Origin of the sequence: Pseudomonas sp. UBA3149 (assembly GCF_002364655.1) — a bacterium.
GTDB lineage: Bacteria > Pseudomonadota > Gammaproteobacteria > Pseudomonadales > Pseudomonadaceae > Chryseomonas > Chryseomonas luteola.
The window spans coordinates 243,773-260,055 of sequence record NZ_DEYV01000030.1 but is presented as its reverse complement, the minus strand read 5'-3'; the positions used below and the strand labels follow the sequence as shown (position 1 = coordinate 260,055).

Sequence of the window (16,283 nt, the reverse complement as noted above, 5' to 3'; positions counted from 1 at the left end):
CTTACCAGGAGCGGGAGCATGTCCACACCCTTTGCCCAAATGCTCGATAACATCACGCCGGAAATCTACGAGAACCTAAAACGCGCCGTAGAAATCGGTAAATGGCCGGATGGCCGCAAGCTGACGCGCGAGCAGGTCGAGCTCAGTTTGCAGGCAGTCATTGCCTATGAGGCCAGGCATGTCCCGGAGGACCAGCGAGTCGGCTACATGGGACCACAGGAATGCAGTTCAAAGTCCGAGCCGATTCCCAATCTTCTCTTCAAGTCCGACGCGATTCACTGATCTTCGCATCACCGCAGCTCCAAGCGCCGCGGCCCTACAGCCGTGGCGCTTTCATTTTAAAAGGTAGTGCAACACCATGGCAGAGTTAGGGCGCGGCGCGCTAAGCAAGATGACGGTGCGTCTCGGCGAGCCCGTGCAGTACTCGTTTCGCCTGGGCGAAACAGAGATTCCCGTCAATCCGCTGATTGGCGAAAGAATCCGTCTGGAGTACCTGGGTGAAATCTATTGCACCCATTGTGGCCGCAAGACCAAGAAGAGCTTCGGTCAGGGTTACTGTTATCCCTGTTTTACCTCCCTTGCCCAATGCGATAGCTGCATGATGAGTCCTGAGAAGTGCCATTTCGAGCATGGCACCTGTCGCGAACCGGAGTGGGGAGAGTCTTTTTGCATGACGCCCCATATCGTCTACCTGGCCAATTCCTCAGGGCTTAAGGTCGGTATTACGCGTGCCAATCAGATCCCTACTCGCTGGATTGACCAGGGTGCTCATCAGGCGCTAGCCATCTTGCGTGTGGCTACACGACAGCAATCGGGCTTGGTAGAGGATCTTTTCCGTAGTCAGGTAGGGGATCGCACCAACTGGCGCGCTATGCTGAAAGGCGAGGCTCAGCAAGAGGATCTCATCGCGCTACGTGATCGTATACTGGATGCCTGTGCTGAAGGCATGCAGACTCTTCAGGAGCGTTTTGGCCTGCAGGCAATCCAACCAATAGTCGACATGGAGCCGCTTCAGATTCATTATCCGGTTACGGTGTATCCCACCAAGATTGTCAGCCACGATCTGGAGAAGACGCCTGTAGTAGAAGGCACACTGCTTGGTATCAAGGGTCAATATCTGATGTTTGATACCGGGGTCATTAATATTCGCAAATACACAGCTTACCAGCTGGCCGTGCATCATTAAGCCGCCGCGGTACAACCGCCGTCGTGAATTAGCATAAGGGTTACGTCATGCGCACCGAGCAACCGAAGACGATACATCTCAAGGACTATCAGGCCCCTGAGTACCTCATTGACGAGACGCATCTCACGTTCGAGCTGTTCGATGACCATACGCTCGTTCATGCCGAGTTGCATATGCGGCGTAACCCTGACCGAGGCGCCGGTCTGCCACCCCTTGTTTTGCAGGGGGAAGAGCTTGAGCTGTTGAGCCTGTCGGTCAATGCCGAGCCCCAGACGCCTAATGAGTATCAGGTCGAGTCCGATCACCTGACGATCCAGCCCTGTGGCAACAACTTCACTCTCAGCACCACTGTACGCATCCATCCGGAAACCAATACGGCGCTGGAAGGCCTGTATACCTCTGGCAAGATGTTCTGTACGCAGTGCGAGGCCGAGGGTTTCCGCAAGATCACCTACTACCTCGACCGCCCGGATGTGATGAGCGTATTTACCACAACCATCAAGGCGGACAAGGTCAAGTATCCGATCCTGCTTTCCAATGGCAATCCGATTGCCAGCGGTGAGGAAGAGGGCGGACGTCACTGGGCGACCTGGGAAGATCCCTTCAAGAAGCCGTCTTATCTGTTCGCGCTGGTAGCCGGTGACCTGTGGTGTATTGAGGATACATACACCACAGGAAGCGGATGCGACGTAGCCCTGCGGATCTATGTGGAGCCGGAAAACATCGGCAAGCTGCAGCATGCCATGGACAGCCTCAAGCGCTCCATGCGCTGGGATGAGGAAGTCTATGGCCGCGAGTACGATCTGGATATTTTCATGATCGTTGCGGTGAACGACTTCAACATGGGCGCCATGGAAAACAAAGGGCTGAACATTTTCAATTCCAGCGCTGTTCTGGCAAGCCCGGACACTGCCACAGACGCCGCGCATCAGCGGGTCGAGGCTATCGTTGCCCATGAATACTTCCATAACTGGTCGGGTAACCGTGTCACTTGCCGTGACTGGTTCCAGCTGTCCCTGAAGGAAGGCTTCACCGTATTCCGTGATGCCGGATTCTCCTCCGACATGAACTCGGAAACAGTCAAGCGTATTGAGGACGTGGCTTTTCTGCGGACCAATCAGTTCGCAGAGGACGCCGGTCCGATGGCACACCCGGTGCGCCCGGATTCCTTTATCGAGATCTCCAACTTCTACACCTTGACTGTCTATGAAAAGGGTGCTGAGGTGGTGCGCATGCTGCACACCCTGTTAGGTGCAGATGGTTTCCGCAAGGGGACCGATCTGTACTTCGAGCGCCATGATGGCCAGGCGGTCACTGTCGAGGATTTCGTCAAGGCCTTGGAAGATGCTAACGACGCCGACTTCACTCAGTTCAAACGCTGGTACAGCCAGTCCGGTACACCGCGTCTGGAGGTGGCTGAAGCCTTTGATGAACAGGCCAAAACCTATACGCTGACCTTCCGCCAGAGCTGCCCGCCAACCCCTGGCCAGCCCACCAAGGAGCCGTTCGTAATTCCGGTCAAGTTAGGGCTGTTGGGAGGGCAAGGGCAAGAACTGCCGCTACGCCTTGCTGGTGAGACGGAAGACGCTGTAACAGATCGCGTGATTGCCGTAACCGAGGCTGAGCAGTCCTTTACGTTCGAAGGTATGAAGGAAAAACCGCTGCCCTCATTGCTGCGCGGATTTTCCGCACCGGTCAAGCTTAGCTTCCCCTATACGCGTGAGCAGCTGATGTTCCTCATGCAGCACGATTCCGACGGGTTCAATCGTTGGGACGCTGGTCAGCAACTGGCTGTACAGGTCTTGCAGGAGCTGATCGTTCAACAGCAGAAGGGTGAGGTGATGGTACTCGACCAGCGTCTTGTCGAGGCGCTGCGCACGGTACTAGAAGACGAGCGCCTGGATCAGGCTATGGTGGCAGAAATGCTGGCGCTTCCAACGGAGGCGTATCTGGTCGAGTTGTCTGAGGTCGCCGATATCGATGCTATCCATGCTGCCCGTGACTTCGCTCGTGATGAGTTGGTTAAGGCGTTGTATGAGCCGCTGTGGAAGCGCTATCAGGCGAACCGCGAAACCTCACGCAATACGCCGTATGTTGCCCAGGCGGATCATATTGCCCGCCGCAGTTTGCAGAACATCGCACTAGGCTATCTCATGCTGAGCCGCAAGCCGGAAGTGGTTGCAGCGGCTCAGGAGCAGTTCGACAACTGTGACAACATGACGGAACGCCTGGCGGCGCTGTCAGCCTTGGTAAACTCTGACTTCGAGGCGGAGAAGACCGAGGTGCTGAAGCGCTTTGCCGAGCGCTATAAGAATGATCCGCTTGTCATGGACTCCTGGTTCAGTGTGCAGGCGGCCAGTTACCGTCCGGGTGGTTTGGACCGCGTCAAGGCATTGATGGGGCATCCTGCCTTCACCTTGAAGAACCCCAACAAGGTTCGTGCACTTATCGGAGCCTTCGCCAACCAGAACCTGATCAATTTCCATCAAAAGGACGGCAGCGGTTATCGCTTCCTGGCTGATCAGATCATTACGCTCAATGCCTTGAATCCGCAGATTGCATCCCGCCTGCTAACGCCGTTGACCCGCTGGCGCAAGTACGATGAAACCCGCCAGCAACTCATGCGTGGAGAACTGGAGCGGATCATGGCAAGCGGTCAGCTCTCGAGCGATGTGTATGAAGTGGTAAGCAAGAGCCTGGCATAACGTAAATGCTTGGGTAGCAGGCCTGAAGGATAGGCCTGCTACTTCCGGCTTATTTCTATAGAGTGGTGAGCAGGCGGGCGCTTTTCGTGATAGTTCGGAAGGGGCCGCTGCTTGCACGCTTCTGTCATGAGTGATGTTTGTTCTTTCCTGGCATTCTGGTCGCGCGGACTTTCCCTGGTGTCGCTCCATAACGCTTGGGTATCAACATGAGATACCTTTGCGCCAATCGGCGTACAGCTGACCCGTCAGCGGGGCTGATTGCAATCTGTTCGAAACCGCAAAAACCTGTAGGACATACGTGTAAGAAACGCTTCCTAAAGGAATCGTGCTTCAGTCACTGCTCCCGGATGTGCGCCCAGCGGATAGCCAGACGTTTGAAAAAAATAAAATGATCACGAGTGGCGCTCGGTTCGTGTGAGCGCCACTGGACGGTAATGCCCGGCAGCATGGCTTAGTCAATAAAGCGAGGCGTCGGCCCCTGGATTCTTAACGTACTCAATCCGTTGCCCTGTTTGCATACCTGCACCTGGACAGGAATACGCTCATGCATTTCCTGGACATGGGAAATGACAGCAACCTTGCGGCCTTGAGCTTGAAGTCCGTCTAATGCGTCCATGGCAAGCTGTAGCGAATCAGGGTCAAGGCTGCCAAAGCCCTCATCAATAAACAGCGACTCGATCTTCAGGTTAGTCGACGCCATGGAGGCGAGACCCAGGGCCAGTGCCAGTGAAACGAGAAATGTTTCTCCACCGGACAGAGAATGTACCGAGCGCAGCTCATCGCCCATTTCGGTATCCATAACCAAGAGCCCTAGCGCACTGCCGCCTCGCTTGAGCCGATAGCGGCGGACCAGCTGCTGGAGTTGAGCATTGGCATGCTGGATCAGCAGATCCAGATTGTAGCCTTGAGCAATCTTGCGGAAGGTATGACCATCGGCAGAGCCGATCAGCTCGTCCAGCCTGGCCCAGCGAAGATACTCCGCGCGGGCGCTCTCGATCGCGTTCAGCAACTCAGCGCTTTGTGTGCGCCGACGGTTGTCTTCAGCGATTTCAGCCCGTAGTTCGGCATGGCGTTCCTGAGAGGCCTGGTTGAGTTGGCTCAGCTCTGTCCAGCGCTGCTCCAGCGTCTCCGGCTCAGGAAGGTCGGCCCGCTCGGTCCGGTGGGCTGCCAGACGTTTTTCACGCTCTTGAACGACCACGTCAGCCTCATTGACAGCCCGTTCCAGGGTCTGCAACTGCTGGCGCAAGGCAGTGTGCTCACGGTCATCGATACCCAGCAGTCGAGTCAGCAGTGTCTCGTCAAGCGTACTGTGCTGGACCCGCCAGGCGTCAAGCTCGACGAGAAGTAGACGATGTGCGGAGTCCAGCTTTTGCGCTTCGCCTCGCTTGAGCTCAACAGTATGGCGTAATTGCTCATGGTTCAGATTGACCTCATTCCAGGCTTCCCTGGCTTGACTTTCTGCTTGGCGTGCCTGTTCAACGGATTGGTTCAATGCCTGTTGCCAGGCATGGGGGCTGGCATGTTCACCCAATGTTGTCTGAAGGCGCAGCTGACCGCTCGTCAATTGTTCTTCCAGTGTTGCCAGCAGACTGGAAAGCTTTTCGTGCTGCTGAAGTCTGGTCTGCTGTTGATAACGCTCACGCTCAAGATCGGACGTGCAGGTCGTCAACGTCTTTTCCAGCTCCTGTTTCCGTAGCAGGTGATGGTGTCGGGCTTCTATGAGCGCTTCCAAGCGCGTAAACGTAGGCTGGGGCTGCTGTTGCCAATGTTCCAGCCAGGGTGCAGGCAGTAGTGCAGTGAGTTCAGCCAGCTCCTGAGCGTGTCGAAGCTCATCCTGCTGGATGGCTTTCAGGTGTTCTTCCAACTCCCATGCGGCCTGCTGGCTACGCTCGCGGGCGGTTTGCCAGCGCTCCTGTAAGCCATCGATTTTTTGCTGGTGATTCAATAGGAACTGCAGGCGCGTTTCTTCGGTCTGGATGCGCTTGCTGAGTGCTGTCAATTGTTCGTTCAGCCAGAAAGAGCGATGCTCCTCAGGTTGGGCGAGAAGTGTCTTGCCTTCCGGGTGGCCTCGCAGCTGCTCATGTATTCCCAACTGCTGTGCGGTCAGCTGTTCTTCTTGCTGCTTGAGATCCTTGAGTCGTTCATTCAGACCGGCAACAGCGCTTCGTAGACCAATCAGGCGTTCGTACAGCTGTTGCACATGTAGTCGAGCCTGCTCTTCTTCCCGAGCTTCATGGGAGGCTATAGCCTTTGCCAGAACACTCTCCTGATGAAAAGGATGCTCCTGGCTGCCGCACACAGGGCAGGGCTCGCCTTCTACGAGTTGGGCACGCAGCTTTTCCACGCTTACGCTGCGCATCAGCCGTTGCCGCTCAAGTATGGCAAGGGTGACCTTGAGGTCGCGCTCGGCTTCGGCGTGCTCTGCAGCGGCGCGCTTACCCTCGGCTATGGTGTGGGCCCGCTCCTGCAAGAGCGCTGTCTGCTTTTCCTGATTACTGAGCCAATAGCCTTCGAGCTCTTCTCCTTGTTGCCAGAGATAGATGAGTCGTTCCAGTGAGCTGAGCAGGGGGCGGCTGGCCTGTTGCTGTTGCGTCAGCGCCTGGATTTGCTCGCTCAGGTTGCCTTCCGCGCCGGATTCCTGCTGGAGCGTCTGGATGGCTGTCTGATAAGTATCGGCCTCTTCCTGGGCTTTTTTTACAGCAGCCTGTAACTGGGGAATGCGCAGGCGGGACCCCGCCAAGCGCTCGCCGAGCTGCAGGTTCTGCTGAAGGCGAGGGCGGTAGGCTGACCAGGCATCACATAATGCTGACAGTGCCTCGCTTGCCTGAAGCTGTGTGGCTATCTGCTCCAGTGCCTGACGTTGCTCCACCTCGGTAGCCGCCAAGGCATTGATCCTTGCCAGGGACTCGCGTTGAAACGAGTCTTCTTGACGCCACGCCTCGCGGGTTTGCTGGACATCGATCTTGAGGCGGCTGAGGTCGTTCTCTTCCTGAAAAGCCTGTTGCAGTGAGTCGGCACTTTGATGCAGGGCTTCTTCCGCAGTTTGGCGACGGGTTTGAGCGTGCTGCTGGCGTTCTGTCAGCTCGTCCAGGCGTTGTTCAAGCGCTTGTTTCTGCTGTTCAAGCTGTATGAGGTGGGCCGTCAGCTGGTCCATGTCATGCTCAAGCTGCGCCTTCTGCTGATAGCGATGACGCTGTGGTAGCAACTGATCAAGCCAATGAAGCGTCTGGCGCGCCTCTGTATGCTCATCGTGTTGCTGCCGCACTGTTGTACGCGCTGTCTGGGCCTGAGCAAGTTCCTGCTCCAATCGCTTCAAATCCCTTAACCAGCGCCGCTGCTGTTCGACCTCACCAAGCTCGGCCTGAATGCGGGTCAAGGCTTCCAGCGTGCTCTGGCATTGGGTTTCGAGTGCTGTGCGGCCAGCGTCCTCTAGGGGGCGGATACCACCTGCTTGCTGTTCCAGTTGATTAAGGGACTGCCGAGCCTGTTTCACCCGTTCGAAGGCGCGTCGGCCAAGCTGGCTATAGATCGCAGTATCGGTCAGTTTTTCCAAGAGTTCGCTGCGGCCGTTGTCGTCCGCTTTCAGAAAGGCGCTGAACTCGCTTTGCGCCAGTAGCACTGCGCGGGTGAACTGTTCAAAGGTAAGGCCCAGGCGCTGCTCAAGCTGGGTTTTGAATTCGGCTTTCTTGTCGGCTGCCAACAGCTGCTGCGTGTCCAGGTTCCGCAGGCTCTGGCGGCTGGGCTGAAGTTTTCCATCCGCTCTGTCTCGAGCGCGATTGGCTTCCCAGCGTGCACGGTAGCGATAACCGTCGATACCCAGGAAGTCCACTTCAGCATAGCCTGCACCGCTACCGCGGCGAAGAAGGGTACGTGGATCGCCTGTAGCAATTTCGTTGTCGCCGTCTGGCACCTTGGCTTCCTTGCGCACATTGCTAAGGCGTGGCACTTCACCAAACAGCCCTAGCGAAAGGGCATCCAGCAGTGTGCTCTTGCCTGAACCGGTTGGGCCGGTAATGGCAAACAGGCCGGTGCTGGCAAGGGGTTCAGCGGTGAAGTCCAGCTCATGCGGGCCGGCAAGAGAGGCGAGGTTTTTCAGGCGAACGGCCAGAATCTTCATGCCTGTTCTCCCAGTGCGATGTCTTCAAGCAACTGGGCAAAATCGTCCAGTGTGGACGATTCTGGCATTTGCCCATAGGTATCCTGCCAGGCACGGCTGAAAAGCTCTTGTGGCGTCAGTTGCTCCAGCGCCACCAGCTCCGGCGACTCGTTGGAAGTACTGACGGCTCCCGCGTATTGCACGCCGATCCGTACGAGGCGCAGCGATTTTCTTTCAAGAGCAGACTCCAGCCGCTGCCGTAGATCGGGTTGGGGTGCGTCGAGTATGACTCTGACTTCGAGCCAGGGAGCCAAGTGGCTTTCGGGTGTATTGAAGAGGTCGATTTCGGATTGGCTTTTGAGATGCTCAAGGATATCTGCCAGTGGTGCAGGGCCCAGGCGCACCATGTCCACGGCTCGCGGGATCCGAATGCTCTCGACAGTCTTGAGCGCTTCCCCTTCGAACTGAACATCAAGAATCTGGTGAGGATAGTCCACTTCCGCGAACGAGAGGGGAAGGGGAGATCCGCTGTACCGGATACGCTCCTGCTTGGCTACCTTTTGCGGCTTATGCAAATGACCCAATGCCACGTAGGCAATGCTTGGTGGAAACAGAGAGGCAGGTTGAGCTTCGGCATTACCAACAATAATATTGCGCTCTGAATCCTCCGATACCTGGCCTCCCGCCAAGTGTGCGTGGCTCATGGCAATAAGGGCCTGGCCTGGTGTGCGAAGTGTTTCAGCGTGGACAATCAGCTCTGCGTGTACCTTGGCGATACCCTCCATATAGGTACCATCACTTCCCCCCGTTACTTCTGCCGGTCGTAAAAAAGGCAGGGCTAGGCACCAGGCTCTAATCGCGCCGTTTGCATCGGTAAGCGGAACCATTAGCCGCCTGGCATCCAGCGAGCCGTCATCCAGCCAAAGCACTCGGCCTAACGCATGGGTCCGCAGGCTGCGCATGAGCGGAGCGGGAAGTTCGATCCGGGCTCCGGAGTCATGGTTGCCTGCAATCATCACCACCGTTAGCGTAGGAAGCGCCAGGTGCGCCTGTACGATAAAGTCATAGAGGCGCTCCTGCGCCTTGACCGGCGGGTTGATCGTGTCGAAGACGTCGCCAGCGATGAGCAGGGCATCGGGGCGGCGCGTCTTGAGTTGTGCCAACAGCCAATTGAGAAAACAGGCGTGCTCGAAGTCGCGATCCTGACCATGAAGAGTCTGGCCAAGATGCCAGTCGGAAGTATGAAGAATACGCATGGTGTTCCTGTTCAGGCGTGTGGTCGAGGCGTTGCGCCCGGACCATCAGCGCGGGTATAGCGGTGGCAGTGAGCCAGGCTCCTGTTGTACGGGCTGCGTAGAGGGTGGTAAAGCCTGGAACGCCTGCCACAGTGTCTCGCCTTGCCAATGCTGTCCGCTTTCGCTGTAAAGCGCGCCGTTAAGGTCATCCAGAGCGACAGAAAGCGGATCGAAGCGGGCTGCTATTTCTGCCAGGGTTTCTGGCTGTTGTCGAGCCCAGGCATCGAGCGCCTGACGCGTGGCATGCGGATCGTTAGCCTGGCAAGCGCGTCGCAAATCATCGAGCAGCGTGCGTGGGTTCGGGCCGGCAGGAGCCATTTTAATAATGGCGGGCAGTTGGCGGGCTCGCCACCATAGCCCGAAACCCAACAGTGTGGTCAGAAGCAGAATAAAACTGGCCAGCTGCCATGGCCAGAGAAGTAGTCGCTTCCCGTTCACACTGGTAGAGGCCTGCCCTAGGGACGGTGGCATTAGGGCCGGGTCGGCAGCGACAGTAAGGGTATGGGCAGGTAGCTGTGTACGCTCAAGTTGGTCGTTCCGAGTGTTCCACCAGACAACTTCCAGAGCAGGTAGAGTGATGTCGCCGCTCCGGTTGGGTACGAGCGCCTCCCGCTCCTCGCGACTGCCGACCAGGCTTTGATCCTGCACGTCATTGGTCAGCTTGGCCTGGTCTGGATAGCGGCGAAGCCCGTCTACAATCGGCTGCGGCAGAGGCGGCAGCTGTGCACTGGACAGGCCTTCTGCCTTGAGAAGAAGGTGGCGTGTCAATACGGCGCCCTGGCGCGCTTCTTCCGGCTGGGGATTCCACGCTTCGCTCAGCTCGATATGACGTGCCGGTAGCCAGGGTGCGTCAGCAGGATAATCGGCAGGCTTGGCTTTGACCTGAATGGGAATCTCGCTGGTATCCACGCGTATTACCCGACCCGGCCTTGAGCTGAACGGAGACGACTGCTGACCACTGGTTGAGGTATCAACCGCCGTGGCACTGAACGACAGGCTGGGAATGCGTAATGGACCGCTTTGCTGCGGAAAAATGGCATAGCGGATCTCGATAACACCATGTCTCACGCCGCCGATGGTCTGCTCATACGTCCTGGGCTCCCCCAAAGGCTCGACGCGCGCTGATGGCATGCTCAGCGTACTGAGGTTACTGTCATCGTAAAGCGGTACGGAGTGGAGGATGCGTAGCGTCAGGACCAGCTGCGCCTGCACATAAACGGTTTCCTGATCCACCGTAGCATCGATAAAGACCGGCTCCAGGTTTTGGGCGCTGGGGGTGAGTGTCGAAGTTTCGTTGACATGCAGCGTAATCGGCTGGCTTCGCACCCCACTAAGGGTCAGCGGGGGAATCACTACGATTCCGCGCTGCCGCGGTTGAAGCGTTACGATCCAGCGGGTGATAGGCTCGCTTTGATCGGGACCCGTACTCAACTGGTTGATCTGGCGTGTGCCGAGAATATCGAACTGGGGCTCCAGAGGAGACAGATCCGGTTTGCCGAAAAGCGTCGGATCGCTTGATTCGAGGACAAGCTCGAAGGTCTCGCCAGGTACGAGTTGGGTATGGTCCACGCGAGCCGTAAAGTCTGCCCCCCAGCCAGGCAGACTGACCAGCAGAAGCAGGGTGAGCGCAATACGGACTAGGCTCATGGTGTTCTATTTTCCTGTTTTTGTTGCTGCTGATGCCAGAACTTGCGGCGTAACAGCTCTGCGGGATCGTCTGGTATTTCCCTTAGCCATTGTTCCAGTGACTGCCTGCGTTCCTCGCTCAGTACGTTCGAGTGAGGCTGGGACAGAAGGTCGTCGTTCTCTTCCTCGGTCTCGACGGCCTCGCTATTGCTGGCTTCGCCTGGAGTTTGGCCAACGGGTTGCCCTGATTCGTCATGGTTCGACGCAGCCCTTGGCTCATCAGTGGCGTCACTGTTTTGCGGTGAGGGTTGGGCTTGGGTGTCGGACTGACCGTGCTGGTCGTCACTTCCTGCTTCATTGGGCGTGGCGTCCTGAGCGGTTGCCTGTTCCTGTTGCTGTTTGAGCAAGGCTTCTACCAGGGCTCTGTTATGGAGGGCCTCGGGAAAATTGCTTTGCAGCCTGAGTGCTTGGTCATAAGCTTCCAGCGCGCCAGTCAATTGACCGGCTTTGGCCAGGGCGTTAGCGCGGTTGTAGTGATCTACTGCACTGTTGCCCTGGGCAAAGGTTTTGGCAGCCTCTTCATATTGACCTGCTTCGTATTGGGCGACACCACGCCATTCACGATTCTCGAACCGTCGAGCGGCTTCGTCAGGACGTTGCGCTTCAAGCAAGCGGGCGCCTTGCTGATCCTTGCGCAACCAGAGATCTTCGAACGCAAACGCGTGAGCGGGAGGTGGCATGACAAACAGCAAAAGCGGTATACACAAGAGCCAGCCTTTTCGCCCTGCGCATGCAGCCAGAATCAGCACGGGGATAAGCAGCCAGTAGCCTTGGTCGACCCAGGCATCCAGGCGTACCTGTTCCTGTCGCTCGGCTACAGTGTCCGGTGTGTCGAGCAGACCCAACGCGCGGAGGTCACGCTCATCAGGCTGTTGGCGCTGATACTGCGCACCCACCGATTGAGCGAAGCGGAGCAAGGTAGCCTCATCCAGGCGTGACAGCAGAATATTACCTTGATTGTCGGTCAGATAGCCGCCTTCTTCCCGCGCCATCGGCGCACCTTCAAGTGTCCCCATACCCAGCATAAGCAAGGGAACCCGATAGCTGGACAGCGCTTCACGTATGCCTTTCTGTTCCTGGGTGCTGAGCTGGCTGGTTATCAGTAAGACTCGTCCTCCTGTACCGCTGCCTTGCCGGAGTAGCAGCAGTGCTTGGCGTACCGCTAAGTCCGCACGCTCGCCGGCTTCTGGCATGATCGCCGGACGCACGGCTTCCAGCAGGTTTTGTGCTGTATGCAGATCGTTGGTCAGCGGGACCAAGACATGACTGCTGCCGGCATAGACGACAATGGCAGTTTCAGCATCCCGACGTGCCGCCAACAGGTCCAGAATAGTGTGCTGGGCCTGAATGAGGCGAGAAGGGGAAACGTCCGAAGCCAGCATGTCCGGCGTCATGTCGAGCACGATAACCAGCGGATCGGTACGTATATAAGCCGGCTGCTCTGCGCGCTGCCAGCTGGGGCCGCTCAATGCCAGGATTGCCAGCGCAGCGCCAAGACCAAACAGTAACAACGGCAGGCGTTGGGTATCTCTGGATGGCGTGGTCAGCAGCCATTCGTGAAATGCCGTTGGCAAAAGCCGTTGCCAATGTCCTACGCGACGCGGACGATGCCACAGCTTCCAGAGTAGCCAGAGCAGCACGGGGAACGCCAGAAGCCAGAGAGGACGCGACAGGTGTGGAATCAGCGACATCATGTCTGCCTCCTCCCGCGCGCCTGTGCGTAGGCACGCAGCCGGGGAATACGCCGCCAGGGTTTCGGCCAGATATGCAAGGCAGCGGCGATCAGGCTGGTCAGAAGGGCAAGACTCAGTGGCCAGTAAAAGAGCGCTTTGGCTGGACGTACACGGGTGGGCTGTTGTGCAATCGGCTCGAAGCTGTTGAGTTCATTCGAGATGGCAGACAGCTCTTCCTGCGAACGGGCACGGAAATAGCGGCCTCCGGTTTCCTTGGCAATGGCTTTTAATGTGTCCTCATCCAGATCCAGGCTGCTGAAACCGAATAGGCTCGAGAGACTGGCCTGTTGTGGGTCGGCACCAATCCCGATGGCATAGATCCGTACATGCTCTTCGGCGGCCAGGCGAGCAGCGATCAGTGGATCGACGCGGCCACCGTTATTGGCGCCATCCGTAATCAAGACCATGACTCGACTATTTTCCGGACGCATCCTCAAATGCTTTACCGCCAGGCCAATGGCATCACCGATAGCGGTGTTCTTGCCTGCAATACCTACCAGGGCCTCATCGAGCAGGGCATGAATCGTCCGGCGATCAAAGGTGAGCGGCGCCTGCACATAAGCTTGCGAACCAAAGAGGATAAGACCGATGCGATCACCCGTGCGGCCTTCGATAAAATCGCCGATCAGATGTTTTACCAGGGTGAGGCGGCTGATGTCTTCTCCCTTCCAGGTCATGTCGGGATAATCCATGGAGCCAGACACGTCAACGGCCAGCAAGATGTCTCTGCCACTGGTAGGAAGCGGAAGGGGTGAACCCACCCATTGGGGACGAGCTGTTGCTGCCAGAAGCAGCACCCAGATCAATACAAACGGCAACTGCCGCTTCAGGGCAGGCAGACGTGTATGGGCGCGGTGTCCTGCAAGGTGCTCAAGTTCTTTCAGAAAACTGACCTTGAGTGCTGACTCCTGGCTTTGCGCAGGCGGCAATATCAGCCTGGCCACCCAGGGCAAGGGTGCCAGGAAAAATATCCACGGCCAGGCAAATTCAAACATGTTTGCGAATCCATATGCTGACCGCGGCGTAAAGGCCATCGATGGTCTTGTCGTCCAACCGGCAGTCCGGGCGATAAGCGCCTTCTACCAAGACCATCCAGCGTGTCAGGCCAGCTGCCGTACACCGGGTGTCGAGAAAGGCCAGCCAGGCGCGCCCGCTCAATGTCTGGCAGTGGCTGTCGGGATAGCGGGTCATGCACAGCCGTTTGAGCAGGGCATTGAGACTTTGCAGCCAGGGTCCGGCGGATTCGCCATAGGGACGGGGCATTTGTGCCAGCTCAAGCAGTGCCGCCCGGCGAGGCCCCTCCAGTTGCTCTTCTTCTGAAACAGGCTGCTCCACAGACGTCTGGCGCCGATGCCGCCATACCATGAATGCTGCAGCAGGTACCGCCACTAACATGACCAGCGCTATCCACCAGCCGGGTGCCAACGGCCAGAACGAAACGGGCTCGGGCCTGACTAGAGGGGACAATTGATCGAGCGGGTTCATTGCTGGTAGCCAGGCTGATGCTGGTGCAGATGCTTACGCAGCTGCTCAATCAGGTCGTGGGAAGTAGAAAGCGGAAGCAGCGGGATACCCAGTCGCTGGCTTAGGCGTGTCCAGCGCTCCCGACGCTGCTTTGCCTGCTGCAGGTAGGCGTTCGACAGCGTGCCGTTCAGGGTGTCGATTTCAAGCTCGGTGTCGTGCTGGGCGAAGCGAAGAAATCCGGCTGCTGGCAAACGGTGGTCCAGCGGATCGGAGACCGGTAACAGAACCAGGTCCGTATGGCGAGACGCCAGGGCCAGTTGCTGCTCCGCGGCCTCGCTCAGGCCACGCTCATCGCATAGGATCAATGCCATGCTGCCTGGACGCAGTACTTCACGTGCGCGCCGCAGCACCAATGAAAAGGCGTCGCTCGGAAGTTTGGGTTCGGTCTGGTCCATAAGACTGTGATTGGCCTTGATCAGATGATCGAACAACCTCAGCAGGTTTTGCTTGCTGCGCCGGGGACGCACGTCGTGAAAGCCGTCATCACCAAAAACCATGCCGCCAATGCGGTCACTGTGACCCAGCACGGACCAGCCAATTAGGGCAGCTGCCTGTGCCACCAATACCGATTTGAACACGCGCTCCGAGCCAAAGAACAAGCGCTGGCTCTGTTCAATCAGCAGATAGACAGGGCGCTCACGCTCCTCATGAAACAGCTTGGTATGTGGCTCGCGGCTTCTGGCGGTCACACGCCAGTCAATGGTGCGGACGTCGTCGCCTGGTTGATACACCCGTACCTGATCGAAGTCCACGCCGCGACCCCGCAGGCGTGAATGGTGAACGCCAATGAGCGGGCTGCGTCGCCCGGCGGCCGCGAACAGTTTGACCTCTGGAACGCGGTGTCTCATGTCGATCAGCTCGGTCAGGCTGATACTGACGCTGCGCGGCGTGCCCATGGTGCTATGCAACGGCCACGACGTCGAGAATACGTTGCACAACGCGATCATGGTCGACGCCGGCCGCTTCGGCCTCGAAGGAGAGGATTATGCGGTGTCGCAGAACGTCGAACAGTACCGCCTGGATGTCTTCCGGACTGACGAAATCCCGCCCCGCAAGCCAGGCATGTGCGCGAGAGCAACGATCCAGCGCGATGGAGCCCCGCGGACTCGACCCATAGCTGAGCCACTGTGCCAGTTCGGCATCGAAGCGTGCCGGTGTCCGTGTCGCCATTATGAGCTGGACAAGATACTCCTCGACCGCGTCGGCCATATACAGCGAAACAACCTCCCGTCTGGCCGCAAAGATGGCCTCCTGCGTCACCTGATTAGGCGCCTTCGTTTCCCCGTGTAATGCCTCGCCTCGTGCCTGCGCCAGGATCCGTCGTTCAACGCTGGCATCCGGGTAACCAATCTTGACATGCATGAGGAACCGGTCGAGCTGGGCCTCCGGCAGCGGGTAGGTTCCTTCCTGCTCGATAGGATTTTGTGTAGCCATGACCAGGAACAACGGCGGTAAGTCATAGGTGGTGCGGCCAATACTGACCTGGCGCTCCGCCATGGCTTCCAGCAGGGCGGACTGTACCTTGGCCGGTGCTCGGTTGATCTCGTCTGCCAACACGAGATGGTGAAAGATAGGGCCGCGCTGGAATTCGAAGTTACCGCTGTCGGCTCGATAGATCTCAGTACCGGTAATGTCGGCCGGTAATAGGTCCGGAGTGAACTGGATACGATGAAACTCGGCTTCCAGTCCGTCGGCGAGATCTTTGATTGCCTTGGTTTTCGCAAGTCCGGGAGCGCCTTCTACAAGAAGATGCCCGTCGGCGAGCAGTGCGATCAACAAACGCTCGATAAGCTTTTCCTGGCCCAGGATCTGGCTGGACAGGTAATTGCGTAGCGAGATCAGCGTTTCACGGTGTTCCATTAATACTTCCTGGAAAAATGGCAAGGATGAAAGCCTCGGCAGAGCGTTACTTTAATCCATTCCCATGCACTACACCTAACCTCTAGCGGCGTTTGGCTAGCACACGGAAGATCAATGGTCTTGCAAAGGCTGCAGGCGGTATTTTGACGAAATTTTGATTCCTGATCCGGCATTCTTACGCTTTTTGAACGGGTTGCG

The 16,283-nt window shown here is 57.5% G+C and carries 11 protein-coding genes; 3 read left to right on the top strand and 8 right to left on the bottom strand.

Features of this window, described 5'->3' with window-relative positions; all coding sequences use genetic code 11:
• The first annotated feature begins 18 nt into the window (after positions 1-18).
• From B3729_RS19160 to pepN, 3 genes are all read left to right on the top strand, one after another.
• On the top strand, positions 19-282 hold the full coding sequence (locus tag B3729_RS19160; protein ID WP_010797960.1) for a YeaC family protein: 264 nt from the start codon (positions 19-21) through the stop codon (positions 280-282).
• 76 nt (positions 283-358) lie between these two features.
• Complete coding sequence (locus tag B3729_RS19155) at positions 359-1,186, top strand: DUF2797 domain-containing protein (RefSeq protein WP_286788717.1); 828 nt, start codon at positions 359-361, stop codon at positions 1,184-1,186.
• A 47-nt stretch (positions 1,187-1,233) separates the two neighbouring features.
• Positions 1,234-3,891: an aminopeptidase N gene (pepN, locus tag B3729_RS19150; RefSeq protein WP_286788716.1), complete on the top strand. Its 2,658-nt coding sequence runs from the start codon at positions 1,234-1,236 to the stop codon at positions 3,889-3,891.
• A gap of 451 nt (positions 3,892-4,342) precedes the next feature.
• On the opposite strand, the gene B3729_RS19145 is transcribed toward pepN, so the two are convergent.
• Genes B3729_RS19145 through B3729_RS19110 form a run of 8 tightly spaced genes read right to left on the bottom strand, consistent with a single transcriptional unit; the run spans position 4,343 to position 16,085 of the window.
• The gene (locus B3729_RS19145) at positions 4,343-8,008 is read right to left on the bottom strand and encodes an AAA family ATPase (protein WP_286788715.1); all 3,666 of its coding nucleotides are present in this window, start codon (positions 8,006-8,008) and stop codon (positions 4,343-4,345) included.
• Positions 8,005-9,243 (bottom strand): exonuclease SbcCD subunit D C-terminal domain-containing protein, encoded by a 1,239-nt coding sequence (locus B3729_RS19140; RefSeq protein WP_286788714.1) that lies wholly within the window; start codon positions 9,241-9,243, stop codon positions 8,005-8,007. Before B3729_RS19140 ends, B3729_RS19145 begins: the two co-directional genes overlap by 4 nt.
• A 45-nt stretch (positions 9,244-9,288) precedes the next feature.
• A complete protein-coding gene (locus B3729_RS19135; RefSeq protein WP_286788713.1) occupies positions 9,289-10,929 on the bottom strand; it encodes a BatD family protein in 1,641 nt (546 codons plus the stop codon).
• A complete protein-coding gene (locus B3729_RS19130; RefSeq protein WP_286788756.1) occupies positions 10,926-12,659 on the bottom strand; it encodes a VWA domain-containing protein in 1,734 nt (577 codons plus the stop codon). The genes B3729_RS19135 and B3729_RS19130 overlap by 4 nt, the downstream gene beginning before the upstream one ends.
• Positions 12,659-13,696, bottom strand: coding sequence for a vWA domain-containing protein (locus tag B3729_RS19125; protein ID WP_286788712.1), 1,038 nt, complete (start codon positions 13,694-13,696; stop codon positions 12,659-12,661). The genes B3729_RS19130 and B3729_RS19125 overlap by 1 nt, the downstream gene beginning before the upstream one ends.
• Positions 13,689-14,186 (bottom strand): DUF4381 domain-containing protein, encoded by a 498-nt coding sequence (locus B3729_RS19120; protein ID WP_286788711.1) that lies wholly within the window; start codon positions 14,184-14,186, stop codon positions 13,689-13,691. The genes B3729_RS19125 and B3729_RS19120 overlap by 8 nt, the downstream gene beginning before the upstream one ends.
• On the bottom strand, positions 14,183-15,121 hold the full coding sequence (locus B3729_RS19115) for a DUF58 domain-containing protein (protein WP_286788755.1): 939 nt from the start codon (positions 15,119-15,121) through the stop codon (positions 14,183-14,185). The genes B3729_RS19120 and B3729_RS19115 overlap by 4 nt, the downstream gene beginning before the upstream one ends.
• Before the next feature lie 4 nt (positions 15,122-15,125).
• Positions 15,126-16,085: an AAA family ATPase gene (locus tag B3729_RS19110; protein WP_286788710.1), complete on the bottom strand. Its 960-nt coding sequence runs from the start codon at positions 16,083-16,085 to the stop codon at positions 15,126-15,128.
• Positions 16,086-16,283 lie beyond the last annotated feature (198 nt).

What these genes read in the sequence shown, in the direction of transcription:
- B3729_RS19160 (WP_010797960.1), top strand. Translation starts at nt 19, where the DNA reads ATGTCCACACCCTTTGCCCAAATGCTCGATAACATCACGCCGGAAATC.
- B3729_RS19155 (WP_286788717.1), top strand. Translation starts at nt 359, where the DNA reads ATGGCAGAGTTAGGGCGCGGCGCGCTAAGCAAGATGACGGTGCGTCTC.
- pepN (WP_286788716.1), top strand. Translation starts at nt 1,234, where the DNA reads ATGCGCACCGAGCAACCGAAGACGATACATCTCAAGGACTATCAGGCC.
- B3729_RS19145 (WP_286788715.1), bottom strand. Translation starts at nt 8,008, where the DNA reads ATGAAGATTCTGGCCGTTCGCCTGAAAAACCTCGCCTCTCTTGCCGGC.
- B3729_RS19140 (WP_286788714.1), bottom strand. Translation starts at nt 9,243, where the DNA reads ATGCGTATTCTTCATACTTCCGACTGGCATCTTGGCCAGACTCTTCAT.
- B3729_RS19135 (WP_286788713.1), bottom strand. Translation starts at nt 10,929, where the DNA reads ATGAGCCTAGTCCGTATTGCGCTCACCCTGCTTCTGCTGGTCAGTCTG.
- B3729_RS19130 (WP_286788756.1), bottom strand. Translation starts at nt 12,659, where the DNA reads ATGTCGCTGATTCCACACCTGTCGCGTCCTCTCTGGCTTCTGGCGTTC.
- B3729_RS19125 (WP_286788712.1), bottom strand. Translation starts at nt 13,696, where the DNA reads ATGTTTGAATTTGCCTGGCCGTGGATATTTTTCCTGGCACCCTTGCCC.
- B3729_RS19120 (WP_286788711.1), bottom strand. Translation starts at nt 14,186, where the DNA reads ATGAACCCGCTCGATCAATTGTCCCCTCTAGTCAGGCCCGAGCCCGTT.
- B3729_RS19115 (WP_286788755.1), bottom strand. Translation starts at nt 15,121, where the DNA reads ATGGGCACGCCGCGCAGCGTCAGTATCAGCCTGACCGAGCTGATCGAC.
- B3729_RS19110 (WP_286788710.1), bottom strand. Translation starts at nt 16,085, where the DNA reads ATGGAACACCGTGAAACGCTGATCTCGCTACGCAATTACCTGTCCAGC.